This window comes from Salmonella sp. NW722 (genome assembly GCF_051702785.1).
Taxonomy (GTDB): domain Bacteria; phylum Pseudomonadota; class Gammaproteobacteria; order Enterobacterales; family Enterobacteriaceae; genus Salmonella; species Salmonella enterica.
On record NZ_JAMMIN010000004.1, the window covers coordinates 477,275 to 498,470 of the forward strand.

A 21,196-nucleotide genomic window follows, 5' to 3' on the forward strand; every position below is an offset into this window, starting at 1 on the left:
CCGATCGTGTCTGGTTTGAAAATTACTCTGTTGCAACAACCTTTAGTCTGGATGGACGGCCCGGCAAACCTGCGTCATTTTGACAGACAGCTAGAGCTCGTATCTGGCCGGGATGTGATTGTTCTGCCTGAAATGTTTACCACCGGCTTCGCGATGGAGGCCGCTAATAACTCACTTTCGCAAGATAGCGTGATTACGTGGATGCAGGCCAAAGCCCGACAAACTGACGCTCTGATTGCCGGCAGCGCGGCGCTACAAACTGAGCGCGGCGCCGTAAATCGCTTCTTACTGGTTGAACCGGAAGGCAAGGTTCATCTCTATGATAAGCGCCATCTGTTTCGTATGGCGGATGAACATCAACATTATGCCGCAGGCGATAAACGCATCATCGTGCAGTGGCGCGGTTGGCGCATTCTGCCGCTGATCTGTTACGATCTGCGCTTTCCGATATGGTCGCGCAACCGCAATGATTACGATCTGGCGCTGTATGTAGCGAACTGGCCCGCGCCGCGCTCGCTACACTGGCAAACATTACTGACGGCGCGCGCTATTGAAAATCAGGCTTATGTCGCAGGCTGCAACCGGGTTGGCACCGATGGTAACGGGCTACATTATCGCGGCGATAGCCGGATCATTAATCCCCAGGGTGATATTATCGCCACCGCCGAACCACACCAGGCGACACGTATCGATGCCGATCTTTCTCTCGTCGCCTTGCAGGACTATCGCGAAAAATTTCCAGCCTGGCGCGATGCCGATCCATTCACCTTGTAAGCAACCTGCCGCTCACCGCGGCGGGATTGTTTCACTCCGTAACTCTCCGTAAAACAAATTCGCGTGGCGTAATGTGGCAGGCAACGTATTCTGACTAAGAGCCTATCCCATTAGGGCTATTTTACTTGCCATTTTGGATCTGGGCAGTGCTCAAAATCCTCACGTACTACGTGTACGCTCCGGTTTTTGCGCGCTGTCCGTGTCCAAACTGGCTGCGCCAATAACGCCTACTGGGATAGGCTCTAAGATAATTGCTCGCCATTCGTGGGTAATAAAAACGGTTAATCACTCCCTTATCAGGATATCTTCATGAAAAACTTTGTACGCACAACTTTACTGGCAGCGACTCTGGCGGGCGTTTCTTTTGGCGCTTTCGCCACCGCTGTCCCCAATCCTCCCCTGCCCGCCCAGGATCCTATTGTCCAGCATCTGAAGCTGACAAACGATCAGATTACCCGGATCAAAAAACTTCACCAACAACTGGAAACCGACGTCAGTCAGATTTCTATGAAGGGAATTAAAGACGGTGCGCTGATAGAGGTGATTAAATCCGGTAAATGGGATGACGCCGCCGTAAAACAGCAGCTTGCAGCCTTCAGTAACATAGAACAACAGGCTCGCTATTATCGGGTTAAATATTATTTTGATTTAAGCAAAGTCTTAACACCAGAACAGCGTCAACAGGTACAACAAGATCTCGCCCAGGCACTTGAGTAAATATTTTTGCCCGTTATTCCTGGATAACGGGCTTTATCCAGGTCGGGTACAAATTCATCTTCATCTTTTTGTTACAGCATCGCTCTATCTAACACTACCCGTTACATAACGTAGAAGTGAAACCGTACGTTGGGCAATTTGGCGAGGAGATGGATTTCCATACCGACGATTATCGTATTGTTATTTAATATTTTCATCTCATTTTTTACCCGCTTACAGAAAACCCAGCGTTACAATAGACCGTTTTTTGGGCTTCGTTTATGTAATCGTTATATCACCCCCTATACCGTGAAACTTGTCTTTTAGCCCAATGTTAAGGCAGGTTCTGAAATGAAAAACTTTTTCGCAGTCTGCATCATTCCCCTTGTGGTAACCTGGTCCGCTACTGCATCAGCAAAAGAAGGGATCTATATCACCGGGAAAGCGGGGACATCCGTAGTCAATGTCTATGGAATCAACTCAACCTTCAGCCAGGATGAGATAGTCAATGGTCATGCAACGTTACCTGACCGTACCAAAGGCGTTTTTGGCGGCGGGGTTGCTATCGGTTATGACTTTTATGATCCATTCCAGCTTCCAGTACGTTTAGAACTGGATACCACTTTCAGAGGTGAGACGGATGCTAAAGGCGGGCAGGATATTATTGCATTTGGTCAGCCAGTACACATAAATGTAAAAAATCAGGTCCGAATGACCACTTACATGGTTAATGGTTATTATGATTTTCACAATAGTACGGCATTTACACCCTATATCAGCGCAGGTGTTGGCCTCGCTCATGTGAAGCTAAGTAATAACACCATTCCTGTTGGTTTTGGTATTAATGAAACTCTGTCTGCTTCAAAAAATAACTTTGCCTGGGGCGCAGGTATCGGTGCAAAATATGCTGTAACAGATAATATTATGATTGACGCCAGTTATAAATACATTAATGCCGGCAAAGTAAGCATTTCAAAAAATCACTATGCTGGTGATGAACATACCGCTTATGATGCAGACACAAAGGCTGCCTCCAATGACTTCATGCTCGGCATTACTTACGCCTTTTAAACACTATCGGTAAAATAGCTGGTCCTGTGGGTTCCCGAAGGCGCAATGGAGGATATCAGTAATGAATACTCCTGCGCCTTCAGAAAATCGTTGAACAGGTGCAACCTGGCGCCATTTTTCAGTACACTGCAACGTTTCTGGTATGGGCTTAACTTCCGGCTGCCCAAAAACAGCCCCGTCCTGTTTCCGGGTATTATCATTTCCGTCAGTCGGCATCATGTTTTGTATTGGGCATCGTCAAAAGACGACTGGCTGACCAGTCGCATATCTCGATGCCTCAATTCAGTCATCATCATGTGGGTTTAAGTCAGGAACGTGTCAAAACCATTCCAAACGGGTTAATCATCATTCAGAAAATCAATTTGTGGGCGATTATTCCATTTATCTTCAATAAAATACAGAAAGCGTTGAAATAAAGGAGAATAATACTGACGATGACGCCATACAAGATAAATGGGGAGATCTGGAACCCTCCATTCAGGAAGTATAATTTCAAGTTCATTATTTTTTAAGTATTTGGTGGCAAGCCAGGCCGGAGTCATGAGGTTGATACCCTTTCCTTCTAAAACCAAATTAAGAACACTCAAAAGATTATTGGAAGATAAATGAACATTAACAGCGCCACTAATAGTGTATGATTCATCTTGACGGAAAAGAGTAAGAGGTCCGGAAAGACCATGATTGTGAAGACCCACAATAATGTGATTTTCCAAATCGCCAGGATGTGAGATCCTGCCATATTTTCTGATATATTTCGGACTCGCACAAAGAACCAACTTTAAAGGGCTTATCTTTCGATACACGAGATCCTCACTTTCGATTATGCCACTTTTAAAAACCAGCTCATCAAACTCCAGGGATTTACTAAAAAAATCGCTACGCTCTCGTGAATCCAGGTAGATTTTTGTATCCGGATAGCTAGCTGTAAATTCCCATATCCACTTATTGGCAAGAAACTCACAGACAATAGCCGGAGCCGAAAATTTTATACTCCCTCTGATAATTTTATCCGGATTTCGCAATTCATCCAGCAAGGACTGAAAGGAAGATGTTATCCTTTTCATGCTTGCATAGGCTGTCTGACCAGCTCCAGTCAGTTCTAAGTGATGTGAATCGCGCCGAAGTAAAGTAACCTCAATAGAATTCTCAAGGCGGCTAAGCGATTTACTGACAGCAGAAATGCTAATATCTAATTCCCGTGCAGCCCGGGAAAGATTCCCTACTTCCGCCACTTTAATAAATATCATCCAGTCTCGCATACCACGATTATTGATCAGTTCCATCATTATCTTCCGTTGATAAAAGAAATTCTTATATTAAAGGAGCTATCAACGACTTACTGATGCGTCATTGTGTGCCTCAATGTCCTTGATATCATCTTAATAAAAAATCTATTGGCTGCAAAATAGCATCTGAATCGATCATGATTTTGCATCCATCTCCGGTTACTAATTGAACCTGTTTACCACTCAGTGTAAATACCCTATCTCGGAAGTGATCGTCAAGGTTGTCGCCGAACCAGATACCAATAATAAAGTGGTTCATTGTCATGCGCCCGTTCTGCAAAGGCATTCTCCTTTTCTGTGACGCAGTCTGGAACGCATTAATTGTATCGTTCACCTAACAAAGTATCCCGTGGAAACAAGCAAAACATCGCCAGATTATTCTTACTTGAGTCCCCCCCACCCGGTTCGACATTATTTGTGAAAGTGGAGGAAACAGAACAGACGGTTTAAATAAGACGCTTACTCAAAACATAAACCTATGTGCAGGCTCCTCTCATTTCGTCACGTCGCTGATATCCAGCTTTACTGGCGCCAGGGGAAGATATCTGCGCAAGGCAATAATTCCGGCGCAACAACAACCACTCCCGCTGGGCCTCTGTACATTCAAAATCGCCCATGACCAAAAGCCAGCGGGTAGAAGCCCTGCGCCAGTGACCTGCGGCCTCCAGATTCTGCGCAACCGGGTCTATCACGGCCTCCGGTGTTATCTTATTTCTGCTCAAAATCAGCACCATCATTTGGGATATAGCCTACAACCCCTGCCCGCCGATGATGGGGGAGGATTCGGTATGCAGCACTTTCATCCTGGTCTCCGGCTCAGTCAGCTATCCGACGTGCCCCCTTATGCCGGGCCAGCAGCGAAGAAAATCCGGGCGTGGTGTGATAAAACAGACGACGTTTCAGCCAGCCCACATTCTTTCGCTCCTTTGTGTTGATACGACCAATACGCTGTGAACCGATGACTGGATTGTTCATACGCCTTTCTGTGGTATACAGGTATGTGAACCCCAGCTCTTCAGCCACATGAATATAGTCAGAACAATACCAGCCCTCAGGCCAGCACAGATGCTGACTGCAATAACCCAGCATCTCCCTCATCCGCTTACGACTAAGAAGAATATCGACACGAAGCAAATCCGACGGATTACGGGACACAGGTTTCTGGTCCCAGCGTCGGTGGGTGTGCGTGTGCGAGTGAAACTCAACAAGGCCACTGAGGTGCATCTCCCGGACCTCTGACCAGCGCAGCATGACCTCATCAGCCCGGCCTTGTTTAACCAGCATCTGACACTCATCATGAGAGTACACCGGTTCGCCTGCAGGAATACGGACCGGTCCGTCACTGATCAAACTGGTCACAAGAAAGAGATGCGCATGCAGATTAAACTCCTGCAGCACCGGAAAAACCTGCAACCAGTTATCCAGCCAGCCGCCATCAAAGGTCAGCATGACGCTTTTACGAGGCAATCTTGCACCATGATAAAAAGCTTCCACCTCTGCAGCGGTAACGGTTTTCCAGCCAGATTCAGCCAGCCATTTCATCTGCGCCCGGAACGTACAGGGAGATAAGGTTATCTGTCCGGGTTTATCACTGACATGGTGATACATTAATACCGGTAAATGTCGTGCATAAGACATATGCTTTATTCCTTTATGTAAAAAATAAATTATTTTTACGCCTGAGGGGACAAGAAAAAGCCCCCTAAACATAAAATCTTAAATATCACATATGAATACCTGACAGATAAACAAACCTTATACTAAGGGCTTATAAAGCCCCGCTCACAAAAGAGTGAATCAAACAAATCCACAAAACAGAAAATAATAAAGGCATCAGTGTCCGTTAAATTATTTTACGAAACATAATATTCCTCTCCCTACAAAAAAAGATGAATTTCAGATTTTAAAATCAATCAGCAATTGATTTTTCTGCAATGAAGATTGCTAACCATATTTGCCTTGAGTAAATTTTCAATACATCCTCGAACCTGATATACAGTATTCGCCTTATTCACTGATACAGGAAGTATGAGTGGAACAGACGGCTACGTATCCTCCTGCGCCAATGCACAGGCCTTAAAATCCAGCGTCCAGGTGTCCGCAGGCACTTCCTGATTGCCATCAACGACCACACTGAAACTGGCGTTATCTGCAGCGGTTCTTAAAATGGCGCCACGACCACTCACCGTATCTGGTTGCCACCCCTCGCCCTCCAGGCGAACCTGAATGTGATGGCGAGGATCCTGTTGCCCGCTCAGCAGCAATACGGTAGGCGTGTTACCCGCCTTTTGCTCATCGCTCCATACCCGAAACCCGCTGTGACTGCCGTGATAAGTCACCCAGCCTTGCGCAAGCACCATCCCATCTGGCACATGCCCGGCCCGAAAGTAAGTCCCTACACGTAGCGTTGTCTGAAGTTTTTCTGCGGCGTTCGCTATCGGCACCAAGCTACTGGCAGTGACCAGTAAGGTTACGCTATAGATAACCGTTTTCATTCGCTGTATTTTCATCCACATTATTCTCTCCTTCAGAATCGGCTATCTGCAGAGACCGCTCATTTGATACAAGCCCGCGATTCCCTTGTGGGCAGGTAGGTGGTAGTTAACCCGACATTGCTGTGCTCCCCATTTCACCGTCAGTTCGCCCTTATCCGCCAAACCAGTGAGATAAACCTGGCTATCAGTATCCACCAGAGCAGCACTGCCATCCTGCCCATTGACTGTAACCTGCGCCCCGAAAGGAATGGCGCTACCATCTTCCCGTTTCAGCGTCATCAGTGCCCTGGCCCCGATGCGAGTGTGAAACTTCGCTTCCACCACCGCCCCTTCGGTTGGCACCACGCGCACATCGGTTTGTGTGACCTCTGCGTCATCCGGTAGTTGCGACGGATCGAGGCTGACTGTATTCTCCTGATAGACGCTCAGGTTGCCCACTGTGGTGTCGCCACGAAAATCCGTCTTAACGCCAGGCCAGCCGCCAACTGGCACCCCCGAGGCCCCTGGCGCTTCAACCAGCGCCACTGAGCCTTGCAAAGGTTGCCCCAGCGTCACACCATGATGGTGGATAACTATACCTCCCGCGATATTGACTCCCATCTGGCGCATCGCCCGGCTGTAGCTATAGTCACCACCTAACAGGCCGTAAGCCCCATTCCATGCCAAGTGCAATGCGCTGTTATTACCACCACCTGGCGGGGCATCGGCACGGTAACTCTGACGCACCTCCCAATCCAGTTGCTGACTGAATGCCTCTCCGTTGACCCCCACTTGTTGCGTCTGACCACCGTGTGATGGTGAAGTCATCTGCCAACTAGCACTTACATTATTCCCCGTCCAGCGGCTTAATGGCATACTGAACCACAGGCTGGTTATGTTCTCTTTACGGTGCTCGCCATTGCGCCACAGCGTTCTGTTTTGATTCCAGTTCAATGACAGCGAGCCCACTCCGATAGAGGTTCCCCAACTCAGTCCGTAGCTGTCATCATGACCGGGGCGATTACGCCAGTCGGTACGGGAACCGATTAAACTCAGATTGCCCAAATGCCTCCCCCATGACTGACTCAACATCAGGGTGGTACGTGAGCTCGGCTGCAAATTTTCCCGCCACGACCATAGACGGTTGCCATTATGTCGATAACTGTCGAGCACATCGGATAGGGTGTTATAGCCCTGCGAGGCATATTGCCATCTCGTCAGAAACAAATTTGTCCCCGTCGCAGTCAGCTGGTTGCTGTAACGCAGTCGCCAGGAGGCTCCTTGCTGTACCGCTTCCCCCTGACGCTGACTGTGTGTGTCGCTTCCATCGACAGATAAACTCCCCCACCGCCCGAGAGATCCCCCCAAACCAAGCGATGCAGCTTGATAGTGCGTTGCACTCTGTATACCGCCGTATGCAGTGAGATTCCACGGCAGACCATACATCAACGTAGCCTGCGCGATCTGCGCCTTATCCGTTGCAGAGTCTGACGATCGGTATCGGCCCGCCAACAGGCTGTACTTCAAATATCCCTGGTGCAGTGCTATCGCCGGGGTCTGATACGGCACCACAAACATTTGTGTACTGCCATCGGCCTCCCACACGGTGACATGCAGATCACCACTACTGTCTGTTACCGACAGATCCCGCAGTGCAAACGGTCCGGGCGCCACGGTGGTGTTGTAAATGGTGTAACCATTCTGTTTGACCTCCACCCGAGCCTGCGTGCGGGCAATCCCACGCACTACCGGAGCAAACTGCCGCTCACTGTAGGGCACCATGTTGTCATCCGATGCCAACATCACACCGGTAAATGGCACACTATCAAATATCTCCCCCTGCGAAGTCTTTTGCCCCAGAGTCAGACGACTTTTTAGTGAGTACAGTCCACGCTCAGCATAGGTATATGCTGCCTGCCACTTCCCCGACAGTTGACTACTCCGCTGCCAGCTGGTCGCATTGCGGACACGCCACGCACCTATATTGATTCCCGGTTGCAGTTGTACCCAGGAAGAGTTGTCACGCCTCTCCATATCCATTTTGTAATCCGTCTGCGTTGTCCTCGCACTGTAGTTCATCAGAAACGCCGGAATACCATCATCCCAGAGATCTTCAGGAGCGATCCCCTTAAATTCCGGACGCAACGCCACCTGAGGAATACTCAGTTGCAGTTGCTGATTATTGATATCCAATACCGCTTTAGCCTGTGGAATGGCGCTCAGATCCGCACACTCATCTGGGGTCTTTGCTGCTTTCCACAACTGAGGGTAATCTTCCGTTTTTACGCCGTAGCGTGAAAGCTGACTGACCGTCAAACAAGGAGCCAGAAAAGGCGTTCCTTGCCCATCCTTTTCTAATTTGAACACCACATCACGGGTGTCGACACGTTTACCATTCACCATTACGTCCACTCGATAAGTCCCTGGCTGTTGTACCCCCTGGTTAAAGAGCGACATATCAACCCCTTTCGCTGCATCGCCCAACATTGATGCATCGAATGTGTAAGTGTGCGCATTTGCGCAGTGAACCACTCCCGCGATAAACAGTAGCAAGGCAGGATGTTTGAACTTCATATTCTGCCGCTAAGCCCCTGGATTTATTTAAGGACGTAGTGGAACGGATGACTTTCACCACCAAAGTCTGTAATAACGCTCCACTCGATATCACCACGAGTGCCACCTGGCATATTTAGTGTTTTGTCAGCAAAGGGGGGGATATACTCAAGCCCTGTAATGGGCTTTCCCCCTACTGTGACGGAGGCTAAATTCATGTAAAACGGGGTGGGGTTCTCCACCTTAAGTTTGTTGCCCGTCTCCACCCATCTTAAATTTCCTGCAACATCTTCCGGCGTCCCCTTCACGGCATCCGGGCGGAAAATCAGCTTATCACAGACGTTGATGGACAAATTGAGGTCAAGGGTCGCGCCCTTAGCCTGTGTATCCGACGGTTCATTTTCGGGTGGTACCGCCTTTACACAGACCCACTGTAAAGTTTCACGATCCGTTGGCATGTCACCACCAGTACGGACAATACGCAGTTGACTCTGCTGGTTCGCTTCTAAACGAAATAGAGGCGGCATCACCAAAAAGGGAGCAGGCGAACTTTTGTCTGCTGCTTTGACTGAAGACTGAACCAAAATAGGGTAATTCTGCGGGTTGCTCACCGAGAGCGTGGCTCCAGCTGTACCAGCGTGATAAATCACCCGTGTAGCCCCCAGCTTCACGCTGAATGATTTAGTGTTTAAATTTAATTTCTGCTCAGAGGCATACACTGGAGGAGTTATAGAATTAGAGACGAATAAAACAGCCGCCATTACACCAAAACTAATAATTTTCATATTACAAGTTATAAAAAAAAGTATGACTTGATATTTATTGCGCCTTAATAAGGCGCAATAAAAGTTGTTTACTATTAAGCTTGATACTCCGCTATGTGTAGCGTCACTGGATAAGTATCAGCCTTTACCGTTTGTGATCCAGACAATTTCACAGCGACTTTATCTGCCATGTCATATACCCACCACTTATGCGAAGCACCATCCACTAATGAACCTTTATTGGCACAGCCTACCCCCCCAAAGGTAACTTTAATGGTATTACCACTTTTACCAGTTACCGTCCACACATCGCTGTCGTTGCCCACTACTTCAGGTTTAGAATAATCTCCCGTTACCGCGTATTGTTTGCTCGAACCGCTTACCAAAAGCATAGCAATAGCCTCATCACCCTTATGAGGCCCTGCCACCAAGCCAGACACTGGAGTAAGCTGTGCTTGTAGTTGTCCAGGATTACTGAAATTTACATCCGCCGACACGCCAGTGCTTGTATTCGGCACGAGCGAGCCGGCATAACAACTAGCAGCCATAATGCTTAATGCACTTGCGATAATTAAATTTTTTATGTTTTTCATCGGAAATCCACCTTTTCAAAATCCCCCAGACATCAAGAATGAATAATGTCATACCAAAATTCACCGTACAGAAAAGCCTGTAGCTGGGAATACTTTAAGACTTAATAATACTTAATAGAAGTTGCTTACTATTAAGCTTGATATGCCGCTATGTTTACAGTCATTGGGAAGACATCAGCTGGGATGTTCTGATCTCCAGCTAGTTTAACACCAAGTTTGTCGTTAATATCATATATGATCCACTGATGCCCATTGTAATTTACATTCCCCTTTGGTGAGGTTGTCTCACCATAGAAATACACTTTGATTCCTTTGCCAGTATTTTTACCATATAAAGTCCATGTATCGCCATTCATGACATCCTTTGCCTTAAAATCCGCTGCGATCGCGAATTGTTTAGCAGCAACAGAACTAACTGCAATAGTCGCAATCTCCGTATTAGACTTAATCGCCCCAGCCTTTAAGCCCGCCACTGGAGCAAATGTTACGCTCAACTGCTGGGGAGAGACAAAGCCAATATCCACTGAACTTTGTTGCTCTGAGCCCACCACGATTGAACCAGCATAACAACTAGCAGTTATCATGCTCAACACGCTTGCGATAATTAATTTTTTTACGTTTTTCATTGAAAAGAAACCTCTTTAAAACTAAGTTAAAATTGCACATCCAGAATGTTATGATGCCATAACATAATTTTACCATATGGGAAAATCCGTGACTGGTAATAACAACTTGTACTTATTGGTATTTGTTACCAATTCAAACAAGTAATGTCATAAAAATCTATATATCAGAGCACCTCTTAATCTGAAAAAAATTGCGTTATTGCCAATATAAACAGTGTTGATGTTAACATCGTGTTGTCAGGGTGGAATAGAATACTAGTCAAAAAGCAATTATACCTTCCATTTACATTCAAGTGATAACATTACAATGACACCCACCACACTGGGTGTGGGAAACTTATCTTCGAAGAGAGGATAATTATCAGGCATCGTTGCAACATTGTTTATATTTAAACATACATCTCCTAACTCGACGGTAAGATTATTAGTTAACTTTTCCTCGCAGGGAAGATCTTTAATGGAAAATCTTGTTTTCCGAAACGGAAAAGCAATTATAACGCTCCAACGAGAGTCTCAACACTAAGAGCTGACTGACACAGGTCAGACTGATTATACAGGCATGAAAAAGCTCTCCCCTTCCTTTCAGTTCTTGCTGGATTATGCAAACGTCGCACCACCTCCCCGTGAACATGGCACATTAATTTGAAGCAACTCTCATCCGGTATCGCTTTTCAGTGCAGCGAAATTCATCGCAGGTGCCCCTGTAAATAGACCCGTTTTAGTTCCATGCATTTTTAAGATTCCGGCCAGATAACGTTATTGGCGGTATTCCTCCGGTATCATATTGTTCCGCGATTCATATGGACGTTCGCAGTTATATTCTGATAACCCTTTATCCGTAATTTCCCGCACCTCATTCAGCGTTCTGAACAGATAAGAATTGAGTATTTCTGTACGGTATGTCCGGTTAAAACGCTCGATGAAAACGTTTTTCTTCGGCTTACCCGGCTGGATAAACGCCAGCTTTACTGCATGTTTCTTTGCCCATTCAGCCAGTGCCAGCGAGATAAATTCCGGTCCCTTATCCATACGCAGCATGGCCGGATAACCGCGGTTGCTGTAATCCTGTCGAGTACACGGACCACTCGCAGAGCTGGCAGATTCAGATCGATTTCAATCGACAACGCTTCACGATTACAGTCATCAACAACATTGAACGTGCGAAAACGACTCCCATAAACCAGCTCTGGTTCAGCGCTTCCGGCGTGACCAGTGGCGAGGGATTGCGTACCGGCAGCCGTTGTTTACCCTTACGGCGAAAATTCAGCTTGAGCAGACAGTAAATACGGTGGAGCCTTTTGTGATTCCACGCGTATCCCTGCCGCCGTATCCAGACCTCCAGTTGTCCCTGGTGGCTTCAGAAATACCGGCCTCCCGGTAGACATCTTTAACAGTCCGTCCGGATTCGACTGATCTAATCACAGCGATGATCTGGTGCGCAGTAATACGGGCTTTACGCATAGCGATCTCCTGCGTTGGCAGATTGATTATGTCGGATGATCTCTAAATGTGAATGGCTCGATTATGCGGGATACTTACATACTCACGCGTTGAGAGACTTTCAGTTCGTTTGTACGGTGAATGGATGCCGCAGGCGGGGTTTATTAACGGGATGCCCGTCAAGGTGCGGGTAATGAGGGATTGCATCGTGATCACGCCGCAGCATACCCGCGGACTCTTTGTCTGTATTGAAGGGATGGGCGTAACCCGCATTAATAAACGGAGTGCAGAACAGTGGTTAAAAAAACTCCTGGGGGCGCTGAACAATACCGGAGATATTCCGGTGATTAAACGCAAAAGAACGGAACAGGAGTTAATGAGTAATTGATAATAAAAAGCCGGGAAAAGATAACCCTCCGGCTTTTACATATTATCCATCCGGCTCCAGATGTTTTATTTCAATCCTTTTGGTTTTATTTCTGGATGTTTTTCATATAATGGATTCATTATTTTAATAAGCATTTCACCCATGATAAAACCAACCGCTTCTCGATATACCTTAAATTCATCCTCATCACAACGGGACTGAACAACAGCAACAGATTCATCAAGTCCCTTACCGAATCTCAACATTAAATCACTAATTAATATAGCTGTATCCTTATCGTTAACCATACTTATTCCTGTAGTAAAAACATCAACAGCCTTGATTTTATTTGCATTCGTTAACACAACTCCAGAAGGCAAATCCGTTACTTTTTGTAGGTAAAGACGTAAATAAGCATTCACTAATGCAATTATTTTCAACCATTTTTCATCTTAATAACTTGCCAGAATCACCTCTATCAGCACCACAAGTAATAAGGCCAAGAGGATCACTATCTGTAATAGGATTCAGAGGATAATAATATCGGTCCATCCCCCTTTCAGCCCTATTGGATCTGCGTAATATACCTTCCCAGTCCCGGATTATAGAACGGTGCTAGTTATAATACAGCCCCAATTCTTCATCGCATTGGGATAGGCTCTAACTGGAGTTATCACACGTTAATGTAATTTAATTACCTCCCCATGTTTCCCCGCATCATCCGTAAACATTGCTTGCAAGCATATTTTTTGTCCATCATTTTTAATATAGTTAAATTCTTCAATTAAAGAATAGTTAATATAGTCCACTCTATAATATAACTCCACGGATTTTGAATTAATGACATTACTATATTGAAGTTTTCGCCCTTTAAATTCACCGAGTATTTTCATTTTAGTTCCCATAACTGTTAAAAAATCTTTTCTCGCAGTGGCATTTTTGAAAGAGTCACATGACAAATCATATATCTCAGCATACTCCCCTTCATTATAAAGAGAAAAAAGCTTATCAACTTCTTCTTTCGCAACTTCTCGAATAGCGCTATCATTTTTAATATTCTCTCTACCTAACCATGTAAAAAATAGAATAACGAACAACACAATCAACACCATAAATAGTAACGATAGAAAAAATCTATTTCTTTTCACTTGAATTCACCTGATAACCAATCATATCCCTTATCCATCAGATCGAAAATCTCCGATAGACACCTCGAATGCCGGGAGCATGTGAGTTCCCCCTAGTCTCCAAATCCGGGTCCCATACTCACACCTTTTGTATATTTATAACTATCAGTTTGATCACAAGCATCTGTATAAGCCATTCCCGCAAGAAGTGCCTCCATAAGAATCCCCTCCAGACTCTGATATTCCTGGTAATAAATCAGCATCAGGGGCTGATATTGTGAATAACAAACCAGCAGAAGTACCTGTACCGCAATGATCACACAATGAATAATACGCACAAACCTCTCTTTCCTTTGGGGGTGTGTACTCCAGCTCCAATTGCCCCACCATCTGCTCTGGCGTCAGCCTCCCGTAACAGTCATACCGGTACAGTTACTGCATATCTTCCGTGATGCGGTTATCCGCCTATAATGATTTCCCGGCTTTTATTCAACGAAGGATTAATAATTTCATGTACAGTCTCTGATATTCTTTACTCAGAGTTATCAGCTTATCCCCCAAAATAAATCACATATTATCTTGATTATTTTTTTAAGATTATCTCTAAACATCCCTCTTTTCGATAAAGTGGCATATAACATCCATATTATCGCGATTACACTTCCAATAATAAAGATCAACATGGATATTTTATTAATCATATTCATCAAACATCAATGTCCCTATCTTTTTGATGAAATTCATTGGAGAATCCATCATGTTATGGAATTTCTCTTTACACACATCGCTAATTGATAGCTCATCTGGATCGTCAAACTGTTCACTATAAGGCAATACACCTAATAAATTTTTGCAGCACCTATCCTTGTCGGTTTCATTAAGTGATTCTGATAATCATAAATTTGCCCTGTTATATGAAGCAGTTGCCAATTTGATATTCCACGCCCCCCATGCCAGAGAAACATTGCCCACTGGAGACAATATAACCAATCCATCAGCAGCAATACCTATCCCGAGTTTGGCTACCCCACTTGCGTGCAATCTTGCAGAATTAGCCATATTTAAACTAGCCGTTAACATTTTTGCCGGATTAAATGGAAGACTATCCAGACTATTATTAGTCTCATCTATCATGCGACTACATAATTCACATGTAAACAATCCCAGCGGATCTGTATCTGTGACGGGATTCAACGGATAGTGGTAAGGATTTAATCCCCCTTTCAGCCCTGTCGGGCCTGACTGACGAACCTGCCACACTCCGGTGCATAATATCTGAACAGATTTTAATGCAGGCCCGTTTCATCGTCAAAATACGGCCCCGGCAGCCGGTTGCTCATCACCGCCCGGTACTGGCCGGGGAGAGGGAGGCGCGGTGCCAGGATGTCGCGCCCATACTCACTCACCCTGAGCTCCACAATCAGCCAGCATCCGGCGGATAAATAAGAATTTATTTAGTCAGCAAATATGAATGCCTCCGGCGTCAGCGTCCGCCACATCAACAGCGAAACCTGCATGACCACCTGTTACTCACAAATCCCCAGCCAGCATCTTAAGGGCGACTGGCTGGCAGAAGAGGGATTTGATACCGGGGCGAGCGTGACCGTGAAGATCTCCGAGGGGTGTTTGATCCTGATTGCAGAGACGGACGAAGTGAGGGATCTACGGAAGGAGCTTTATCAGGTGAAAAAGTCGATGAAGCATATTAAGGCGGGAGTAAATGATGTGGTGAACGGAAATTAAATAATAAAAGAGCCGGGAAGATTTAAATATCCTCCCGGCTTTTATTATTTATTTATGCTTTGATTTAAAAAATTCCCAATATTTAGATGGGTATTCTTTGAATGCTCTATTCTTACCCTTCGAGTAGGCTTTCATAAAGCATTCATAGGCTTCATCATTTTCACCTAACTCCAAACAAACAGCACCTAAATTAACTAATTCGGATGTGGCAACATCAGGAATATTGCACTTAAAAATATCAGACGCCCACTTTTTTGCTTCTATATAATCACCACGAGAAAAATAGATATCATATAAGCTCATCATTACTAACCGAGCCTCTTCACTTTTATATCTGTCCCCATAGATTATATCTAATTCATTTAAAACAGAAATGGAGTTATCTATTGCTTCATCAAATTTCCCCTGAGAATAGAGTGCATTACCTTCACCGATCATCTTAAGTATTAAAGGGTTAAATGACGCCATAATTTGATATTCCTTATTTCACTATTGGTGGCGGTGTAGGTGGTACTGGCGGCAAGTATACCTGACCGAGTTGAGCACCAGCAGAACGGTTAAGTGAATAATGATCCAGATAGTAATTGTTCGAATCCAGCATCCAATTTCTGACTGGCTTAGATTTCGGACCTAAATATCTACCAGTATTATTCCACCATGTTACGGCATCTGTTGTATGTGACATATCAGCTTCACGCAATGGATACCAATTTCCATCCGATGCTTTGAAAATTGTCTGTCCATTGACATCCAGCACATCGCCATTCTGCCTCATTCGAGCTATGACTTCTCGCCCCGTCCGGCTATTTTTTCCCGGAGTTCGTCCTAAATAATCATTACGACAAGATAATCCAAGCGGATCGATCCATGACAGAGGATTCGGTGCATACGCATATAAGTTTATTCCGCCCCTCAGCGAGATTGGATCGCCCGATATAAACTTCCCGATATCCGGATCATAAAATCTGTATAAATTGTAATGCAGCCCCGTTTCCCTGTCCAGATATTGCCCCTGGAAACGCAGGTTCTGCTGTACGGGCCGGGTTTCTTTTTCATGCGTCAGGTTCCCCCATACCTGATAGCCCGCTTCCCAGACAATATTGCCCCCGCCGTCCGTCATCTCCTCCGGCGCGCCGTTTACGTCCGTATGGTAATACAGCACCTCATCCGCTTCGCCCGGCGCGGCCCTGTCCACCCGCGCCAGCGGCTCGTGGCTCCCCTGGTCGCTGTAGATATACAGGCTGCTGCTTCTTCCCAGCCTGCACTCCTGCGCCAGCCGCATTCCGTCCCATAAAAACGTCGTCCGGTTATACGGCTTTCCTTCCGCGTCCAGTTCGTGCTTCTCCACCCGCCTGCCCGGCGCGTCGTACACGTACCCGTAACGCCGTACGGTGCTCCCCCGGATGACCGCCACTTCCGTCAGCCGGTGCTCCGCATCCCAGCGGTAGTGCTGCGTACCGTTGCGGCCCCGCTTTTCCACCACCCGGCCATATTCATCGTAACGGTAATGCAGCCCACGGTATGACGTTATCCGGTTGAACGGCACCACGCTGCCTGCACCCGCCTGCGCGGTCTCTCCCTGCCGCCTGTCCAGCAGGTTCGCCGCCGCGTCGTACTGCCAGCTGTCCAGGTATGCCTCATTCCGGCACGCCGTGATGCGCCCCGTCGTGTCGTAAAAATAATCCGTCACCCCCTGCCGGCTGTGCCGCTTTTTCAGCAGCTCGTCCTGGCCGCTATACGCATATTCCCGGTCAATAAACGTCTCCGGCACCACACCGCGCATTCCTTTACAGGTCAGTTTCCGCGTTAACCGGCCCGTCCGGTCGTACATCCGCCGCGTGTCCAGCCGCCCCTGGCTCCGCTGCACCTCACGGTGCAGGTGGTCACGCGTGAACTCGCTGATGACATCACGCCCCAGGTTGATTTGCTGGAGATGGCCGCTCCCGTAGTACAGGTACCGCAGCGTCCGCCCGTCCGGCATCTGCGTTTCTGTGCGGTTGCCCTGAACATCGTACCGGTGCTGCAGCACGCCCTGCGCCGTCTCCTCGCTCAGCAGGTTACCCGCACTGTCGTAGCTGAACCGGATAACTTCCGGCTCTCCGCCTTCCGCCGCATCATGCCGCCTGCGGCGGATTTCCAGCAGACGGTCCGCCGCGTCGTACCGGTATTCCGTGCGCGTCTCCGGCGTGGTTTTCGCCGTCAGCCTCCCCGCCGCATCACGCTCCAGACCGTGACGGATTTCTCCCCCGCGCTCCCCGCCGTATATCACCGCCGTCACCGCATTCAGCGCGTTATACCCGTATGCCCGGCGGCTGCCGCCGGGGTCCGTCTGTTCCGTCACCCGGTCCAGAACATCGTACCGGAACCGGTAGCTTTCCCCGTTCTCGTTCGTGAGCGTGGTCAGCCGCCCGTAAGCGTCGTACTCATACGCCGTCCTGTGCCCCGTCGCATCCGTCTGCCTGCGCACCCGCCCCTGACCGTCCCGCTGCCAGCGTGTTATCTGCCCTGCCGGGCTGGTGTATTTCACCAGCCGTCCCGCCGCATCCGGCTGGTAACGCTCCGTACGCCCGTCCGCGAACATGACCTCCGTCAGATGTCCGTTGCCGTCATAGCTGTAACGCGTACTGTTACTCTCCGCGTCCGTCACCCTTTCCAGCCGCGTGCGTTCATCATAAAACCATGCCGTCTGCGAGCCAGAACAGTCCGTGTGGCGCATAAGCTGCCCGTCTTCGTTCCACTGCAGGTATTTATCCCCGCCCCGCGCGTCGGTTATCCGCACCACCTGACCGTGCCGGTCATACCCGTATACCGTGCGCTGGTGCAGCGGGTCGATGACCGCCTGCAGGTTGCCCCGCTCATCATACTCATAACGCCACGCCGCTCCCGCGGCATCCACCTCCGTTTCCGGCTGGTGCCACACCGGATGCCACTGCGTCTGCTCAACCCGGCCCAGCGGGTCATGCGTCTCCGTCAGGTGGCCGAGACGGTCATAGACATAACGCCATTTGCCGCCCTGCGCGTCCGTCATCCCCAGCAGTAACCGCTCTTCATCGCTCCAGCGGAAAGTGGTCATCTGCCCGGCCTCGTCCCGGTACGCCGTCACCTGGCCCTGCGCATCCCACCAGTGGCAGCGCGTACGCCCCAGGCTATCCGTCACGCACAGCGAGCGTTCTGCCAGATTCCAGTCCAGTCGGTACTGCTCGCCGCTGTCCGTATGATGGCCCGTCACCCGCCACGCCGCATCGTCCGGGCCTTCAAACCACGCCCAGGAGTAGTAATACCGTTCGCCGCCCGGCTCCCGGTGCATCGTCATGCAGTCGTTGTCGTCATACGCAAACTCGCGCTGATACTGACCTGCGTTGTCCACCACCCCGTTCAGCCGCCCCGCCTCATCGTAACGGTAACACCGCAGCAGCTCCGGCTCCCCTTCCGGGTAATGGCGGAAGATGCGCGTCACGCGCTGCGGGTGCGCTGCCAGCTCATAGTGCAGCCGGATGCAGGGGCGCTGCCGATCGCCGCTGATTTCCACCAGACGCCCGTGGTTGTCGTAGGTCAGGTGCTGGCAGTTACTGTTGCGGTCGCCCAGCATTTTCAGCCGCCGACGCTGTGGGCTGAACGGGTCCGCTTCAAACAGCCTGTACACGCCGTCATCACTGCTGATAAGCCAGTGGCCCTGTTCGCTGCGCCGCACTGCCAGCCCCTCGCCGGGGCTGTAAAAACCGCTCCCCGGCTCCATCGCCTGCAGGTCAATTCGCCGTCCCATCGGGGCCACATACGTCATGCAGTTTTCATCCGGGTTGTCCGGCGTACGCTCCAGGCACACTTCATACAGCACGCTCCAGCCCCGCCCGAACATCCCCTCCGTCCGTTCATCACGGCTGCTGTAGGTCCGCTGCCACTCCAGCGGGAAGTGGCCGGGCAGACTGAAATCAACGTCATCATCGCCTGCCAGGTACTTGGCTCCGGTGGCGGCGTTTACCGGGCGGTTCAGCGCACTCCCCGCCTTCTGAACCATCATGTTAATGCCCAATCCCATCATAAAGCAGGCACTTTTAGCTGACGCCCGTCCGGGCTGCATGAACGTCAGCGCAATGGTGGTCACCAGGGTTATTTGTGACTTACCGCTTTTGATATCCCGTACCACCAGAAGCGGCCCGCCGATACGTACATCACCGGATACATGTACGCCGTTCTCAGGCTCATCCACCACTTTTGCCTCGCAGGTACAGCGTACCCCGCTGCGCGCCGCAGGCTGGCTGTTGATACGCACATCCCGCGTCCCTTCGGCGATATATTCTGCTGCGGGCGGCTCATCGTCGCCTTTGAACAGGTTCGACACGCTGCCGATAAGCGCGCTTGCCGCCTGAAAACCGGTTTCCAGCACATCGAAAGTGTTCATCGCCCCCAGTACCGTCCCCACCGGGTCATCCGTCAGCGCCTGCAGTTTCTGCGCCATAAACTGGGTGAATGAAGAGGGATGTTTGTGGCAGTCGATTTTATCATCCTGTTTCGGGTCAGACCCCGGATATGCCGTTGCCACCGTGGGCTGCCACATCTCTGAAATAAAGTGGCCCGTGTCGGAAAGCATATCGTCCGCCTCTGCCAGAGCATCATTTCCCAGCGAGGCCCATCCTTCCGCTGATCCCATCCGGCTCACCACGGAAACGACGCCCTTAGCCATATTCTCTGCCCGGCCTTTTACTGCATCCAGATATTCCCCGGCCACATCCCACATTGATTTGGCGTCCTGCCTGCGTTTTTCTTCTTCTGCCTCTGCCTGCGCCTGCGCGTCCAGGGTTTCCACATCATGGCGTGATAATGCCGTTGCCGCCGCCCGCGCCGCCCGTTTGCTGTTAATCCGGGTGTCGCCTGAGCCGGTCAGGATATATCCCTCAATTTTCGGCGGAAAAAGGCTGTTGGCTATGTCTTCACAGGCTTTACTGATTTTCTCCCCGGCGCCACTCAGCAACATCGTCGCGCCGACCACGGTCCCCACAAGTAATACGGCGCTGCATCCCAGCGTTGCCACCGTAGCCCCCGTCGCCAGCGCCACAACAGCCAGTGCCGCAAAATCAATAACCGCATTGATGGCGAATTCCAGCGCACTGCCCACCAGATCTGCCAGAAAGGACGTATGCAGCAGCGCGTCGCCTTCCCTTGCCGCCCAGAATGCTTCTCCCATACCACACTCCCTGTGTTATTGTCCGGTTGCCGTGTTTTCCGGGTCCAACCTGAAACGCAGATTCTTTTTGATATCCGCCCAGCGCCCCCTATCCGCTTCGGTTAACGCTGTTGAGCGGGCATAGGTCAGGGCCATCATTACCCGGCTGCTCTGTAGCACAAATACCGCCTGGTACTGATATACATGCTCATTACCCCGGATGAACTGACTCTGTATTTCCAGCCCTTCCATTTTCCCGTCAATACCCAGCCGGACAACCTGTGCTGGCGTATAACGCAGTTCCTTAACCTGCTTTTCCAGTTTTTTCATCTGTTGTTCAACCTGGGACGCCAGTTCATCACCGTCCTGCATTTTGCCGCGGCTGATAATCAGCGCCGCATCCGGATCGCTCAGGCGGATCATATTGAGGGTGCTGTCCTGGGATATATTACCGGAGAAACTCAAGATGGCTTCGTTGATATAATAGTTCGTCATGATTATATAAAATCCTTTTTGGTCTG

At 48.9% G+C, this 21,196-nt stretch carries 21 protein-coding genes and 3 pseudogenes; 5 read left to right on the top strand and 19 right to left on the bottom strand.

Annotation, left to right across the window (positions count from 1 at the left end; genetic code table 11):
* Window positions 1-6: 6 nt before the first annotated feature.
* The 3 genes from NA330_RS12590 (at window position 7) to pagN (ending at window position 2,541) form a co-directional block, all read left to right on the top strand.
* Entirely contained in the window at window positions 7-774 is a 768-nt protein-coding gene (locus NA330_RS12590) for an amidohydrolase (protein ID WP_000015789.1), read from the top strand.
* Between the two features lie 309 nt (window positions 775-1,083).
* Window positions 1,084-1,491: a Spy/CpxP family protein refolding chaperone gene (locus NA330_RS12595; protein ID WP_000788200.1), complete on the top strand. Its 408-nt coding sequence runs from the start codon at window positions 1,084-1,086 to the stop codon at window positions 1,489-1,491.
* Between the two features lie 330 nt (window positions 1,492-1,821).
* On the top strand, window positions 1,822-2,541 hold the full coding sequence (gene pagN / locus NA330_RS12600; protein WP_000787612.1) for an adhesin/invasin protein PagN: 720 nt from the start codon (window positions 1,822-1,824) through the stop codon (window positions 2,539-2,541).
* A gap of 3 nt (window positions 2,542-2,544) precedes the next feature.
* On the opposite strand, the gene NA330_RS12605 is transcribed toward pagN, so the two are convergent.
* The 11 genes and pseudogenes from NA330_RS12605 to NA330_RS12655 all read right to left on the bottom strand — a co-directional run bounded on the left by NA330_RS12605 (window position 2,545) and on the right by NA330_RS12655 (window position 12,298).
* Window positions 2,545-2,760: a hypothetical protein gene (locus tag NA330_RS12605; protein WP_001575654.1), complete on the bottom strand. Its 216-nt coding sequence runs from the start codon at window positions 2,758-2,760 to the stop codon at window positions 2,545-2,547.
* A gap of 119 nt (window positions 2,761-2,879) precedes the next feature.
* On the bottom strand, window positions 2,880-3,827 hold the full coding sequence (locus NA330_RS12610) for a LysR family transcriptional regulator (RefSeq protein WP_023242247.1): 948 nt from the start codon (window positions 3,825-3,827) through the stop codon (window positions 2,880-2,882).
* Window positions 3,828-4,323: 496 nt separating this feature from the next.
* Window positions 4,324-4,561, bottom strand: a pseudogene (locus NA330_RS12615) (PerC family transcriptional regulator); the annotation flags it as partial.
* 82 nt (window positions 4,562-4,643) lie between these two features.
* Complete coding sequence (locus NA330_RS12620; RefSeq protein WP_000119374.1) at window positions 4,644-5,465, bottom strand: polysaccharide deacetylase family protein; 822 nt, start codon at window positions 5,463-5,465, stop codon at window positions 4,644-4,646.
* Between the two features lie 407 nt (window positions 5,466-5,872).
* Window positions 5,873-6,343 (bottom strand): AfaD family invasin, encoded by a 471-nt coding sequence (afaD, locus tag NA330_RS12625; RefSeq protein ID WP_023242248.1) that lies wholly within the window; start codon window positions 6,341-6,343, stop codon window positions 5,873-5,875.
* Between the two features lie 21 nt (window positions 6,344-6,364).
* A complete protein-coding gene (locus NA330_RS12630) occupies window positions 6,365-8,875 on the bottom strand; it encodes a fimbrial biogenesis outer membrane usher protein (RefSeq protein WP_023242249.1) in 2,511 nt (836 codons plus the stop codon).
* Window positions 8,876-8,898: 23 nt separating this feature from the next.
* The gene (gene safB / locus NA330_RS12635; protein ID WP_000691917.1) at window positions 8,899-9,639 is read right to left on the bottom strand and encodes a pili assembly chaperone SafB; all 741 of its coding nucleotides are present in this window, start codon (window positions 9,637-9,639) and stop codon (window positions 8,899-8,901) included.
* A 74-nt stretch (window positions 9,640-9,713) separates the two neighbouring features.
* Window positions 9,714-10,211, bottom strand: a complete 498-nt coding sequence (locus tag NA330_RS12640) for a Saf-pilin pilus formation protein SafA (protein WP_023165498.1) — start codon at window positions 10,209-10,211, stop codon at window positions 9,714-9,716.
* A gap of 131 nt (window positions 10,212-10,342) precedes the next feature.
* The gene (locus NA330_RS12645; protein WP_000800124.1) at window positions 10,343-10,837 is read right to left on the bottom strand and encodes a hypothetical protein; all 495 of its coding nucleotides are present in this window, start codon (window positions 10,835-10,837) and stop codon (window positions 10,343-10,345) included.
* Between the two features lie 756 nt (window positions 10,838-11,593).
* A pseudogene (locus NA330_RS12650) lies at window positions 11,594-12,167 on the bottom strand (integrase core domain-containing protein); the annotation flags it as partial.
* On the bottom strand, window positions 12,101-12,298 hold the full coding sequence (locus NA330_RS12655; protein ID WP_001224073.1) for a transposase: 198 nt from the start codon (window positions 12,296-12,298) through the stop codon (window positions 12,101-12,103). The pseudogene NA330_RS12650 and the gene NA330_RS12655, both read right to left, overlap by 67 nt.
* Window positions 12,299-12,350: 52 nt before the next feature.
* Here NA330_RS12655 and NA330_RS12660 point away from each other — a divergent pair, with 52 nt between their 5' ends.
* Window positions 12,351-12,665 (top strand): SymE family type I addiction module toxin, encoded by a 315-nt coding sequence (locus NA330_RS12660; RefSeq protein ID WP_001539118.1) that lies wholly within the window; start codon window positions 12,351-12,353, stop codon window positions 12,663-12,665.
* Between the two features lie 65 nt (window positions 12,666-12,730).
* On the opposite strand, the gene NA330_RS12665 is transcribed toward NA330_RS12660, so the two are convergent.
* The 5 genes and pseudogenes from NA330_RS12665 to NA330_RS12685 form a co-directional block, all read right to left on the bottom strand.
* On the bottom strand, window positions 12,731-13,009 hold the full coding sequence (locus NA330_RS12665) for a hypothetical protein (RefSeq protein ID WP_077905245.1): 279 nt from the start codon (window positions 13,007-13,009) through the stop codon (window positions 12,731-12,733).
* 315 nt (window positions 13,010-13,324) lie between these two features.
* On the bottom strand, window positions 13,325-13,792 hold the full coding sequence (locus NA330_RS12670) for an exported pathogenicity island protein (RefSeq protein ID WP_023242252.1): 468 nt from the start codon (window positions 13,790-13,792) through the stop codon (window positions 13,325-13,327).
* A 92-nt stretch (window positions 13,793-13,884) separates the two neighbouring features.
* Window positions 13,885-14,109, bottom strand: a complete 225-nt coding sequence (locus NA330_RS12675; RefSeq protein WP_023138331.1) for a hypothetical protein — start codon at window positions 14,107-14,109, stop codon at window positions 13,885-13,887.
* A gap of 556 nt (window positions 14,110-14,665) precedes the next feature.
* Window positions 14,666-14,905 (bottom strand): hypothetical protein, encoded by a 240-nt coding sequence (locus tag NA330_RS12680; protein ID WP_124743976.1) that lies wholly within the window; start codon window positions 14,903-14,905, stop codon window positions 14,666-14,668.
* Window positions 14,906-14,929: 24 nt separating this feature from the next.
* Window positions 14,930-15,102: pseudogene (locus tag NA330_RS12685) on the bottom strand (RHS repeat-associated core domain-containing protein); the annotation flags it as partial.
* A 136-nt stretch (window positions 15,103-15,238) separates the two neighbouring features.
* On the opposite strand from NA330_RS12685, the gene NA330_RS12690 reads away from it, so the two are divergent.
* A complete protein-coding gene (locus NA330_RS12690) occupies window positions 15,239-15,514 on the top strand; it encodes a SymE family type I addiction module toxin (protein ID WP_023242253.1) in 276 nt (91 codons plus the stop codon).
* A 48-nt stretch (window positions 15,515-15,562) separates the two neighbouring features.
* On the opposite strand, the gene NA330_RS12695 is transcribed toward NA330_RS12690, so the two are convergent.
* From NA330_RS12695 to NA330_RS12705, 3 genes are read right to left on the bottom strand one after another with little or no spacing between them, the layout of a single operon-like run.
* On the bottom strand, window positions 15,563-15,982 hold the full coding sequence (locus tag NA330_RS12695; RefSeq protein WP_023242254.1) for a tetratricopeptide repeat protein: 420 nt from the start codon (window positions 15,980-15,982) through the stop codon (window positions 15,563-15,565).
* Between the two features lie 13 nt (window positions 15,983-15,995).
* Entirely contained in the window at window positions 15,996-20,696 is a 4,701-nt protein-coding gene (locus NA330_RS12700) for an RHS repeat-associated core domain-containing protein (RefSeq protein ID WP_072103196.1), read from the bottom strand.
* Window positions 20,697-20,711: 15 nt separating this feature from the next.
* Window positions 20,712-21,170, bottom strand: a complete 459-nt coding sequence (locus NA330_RS12705) for a DcrB-related protein (protein WP_000186513.1) — start codon at window positions 21,168-21,170, stop codon at window positions 20,712-20,714.
* Window positions 21,171-21,196: the final 26 nt, after the last annotated feature.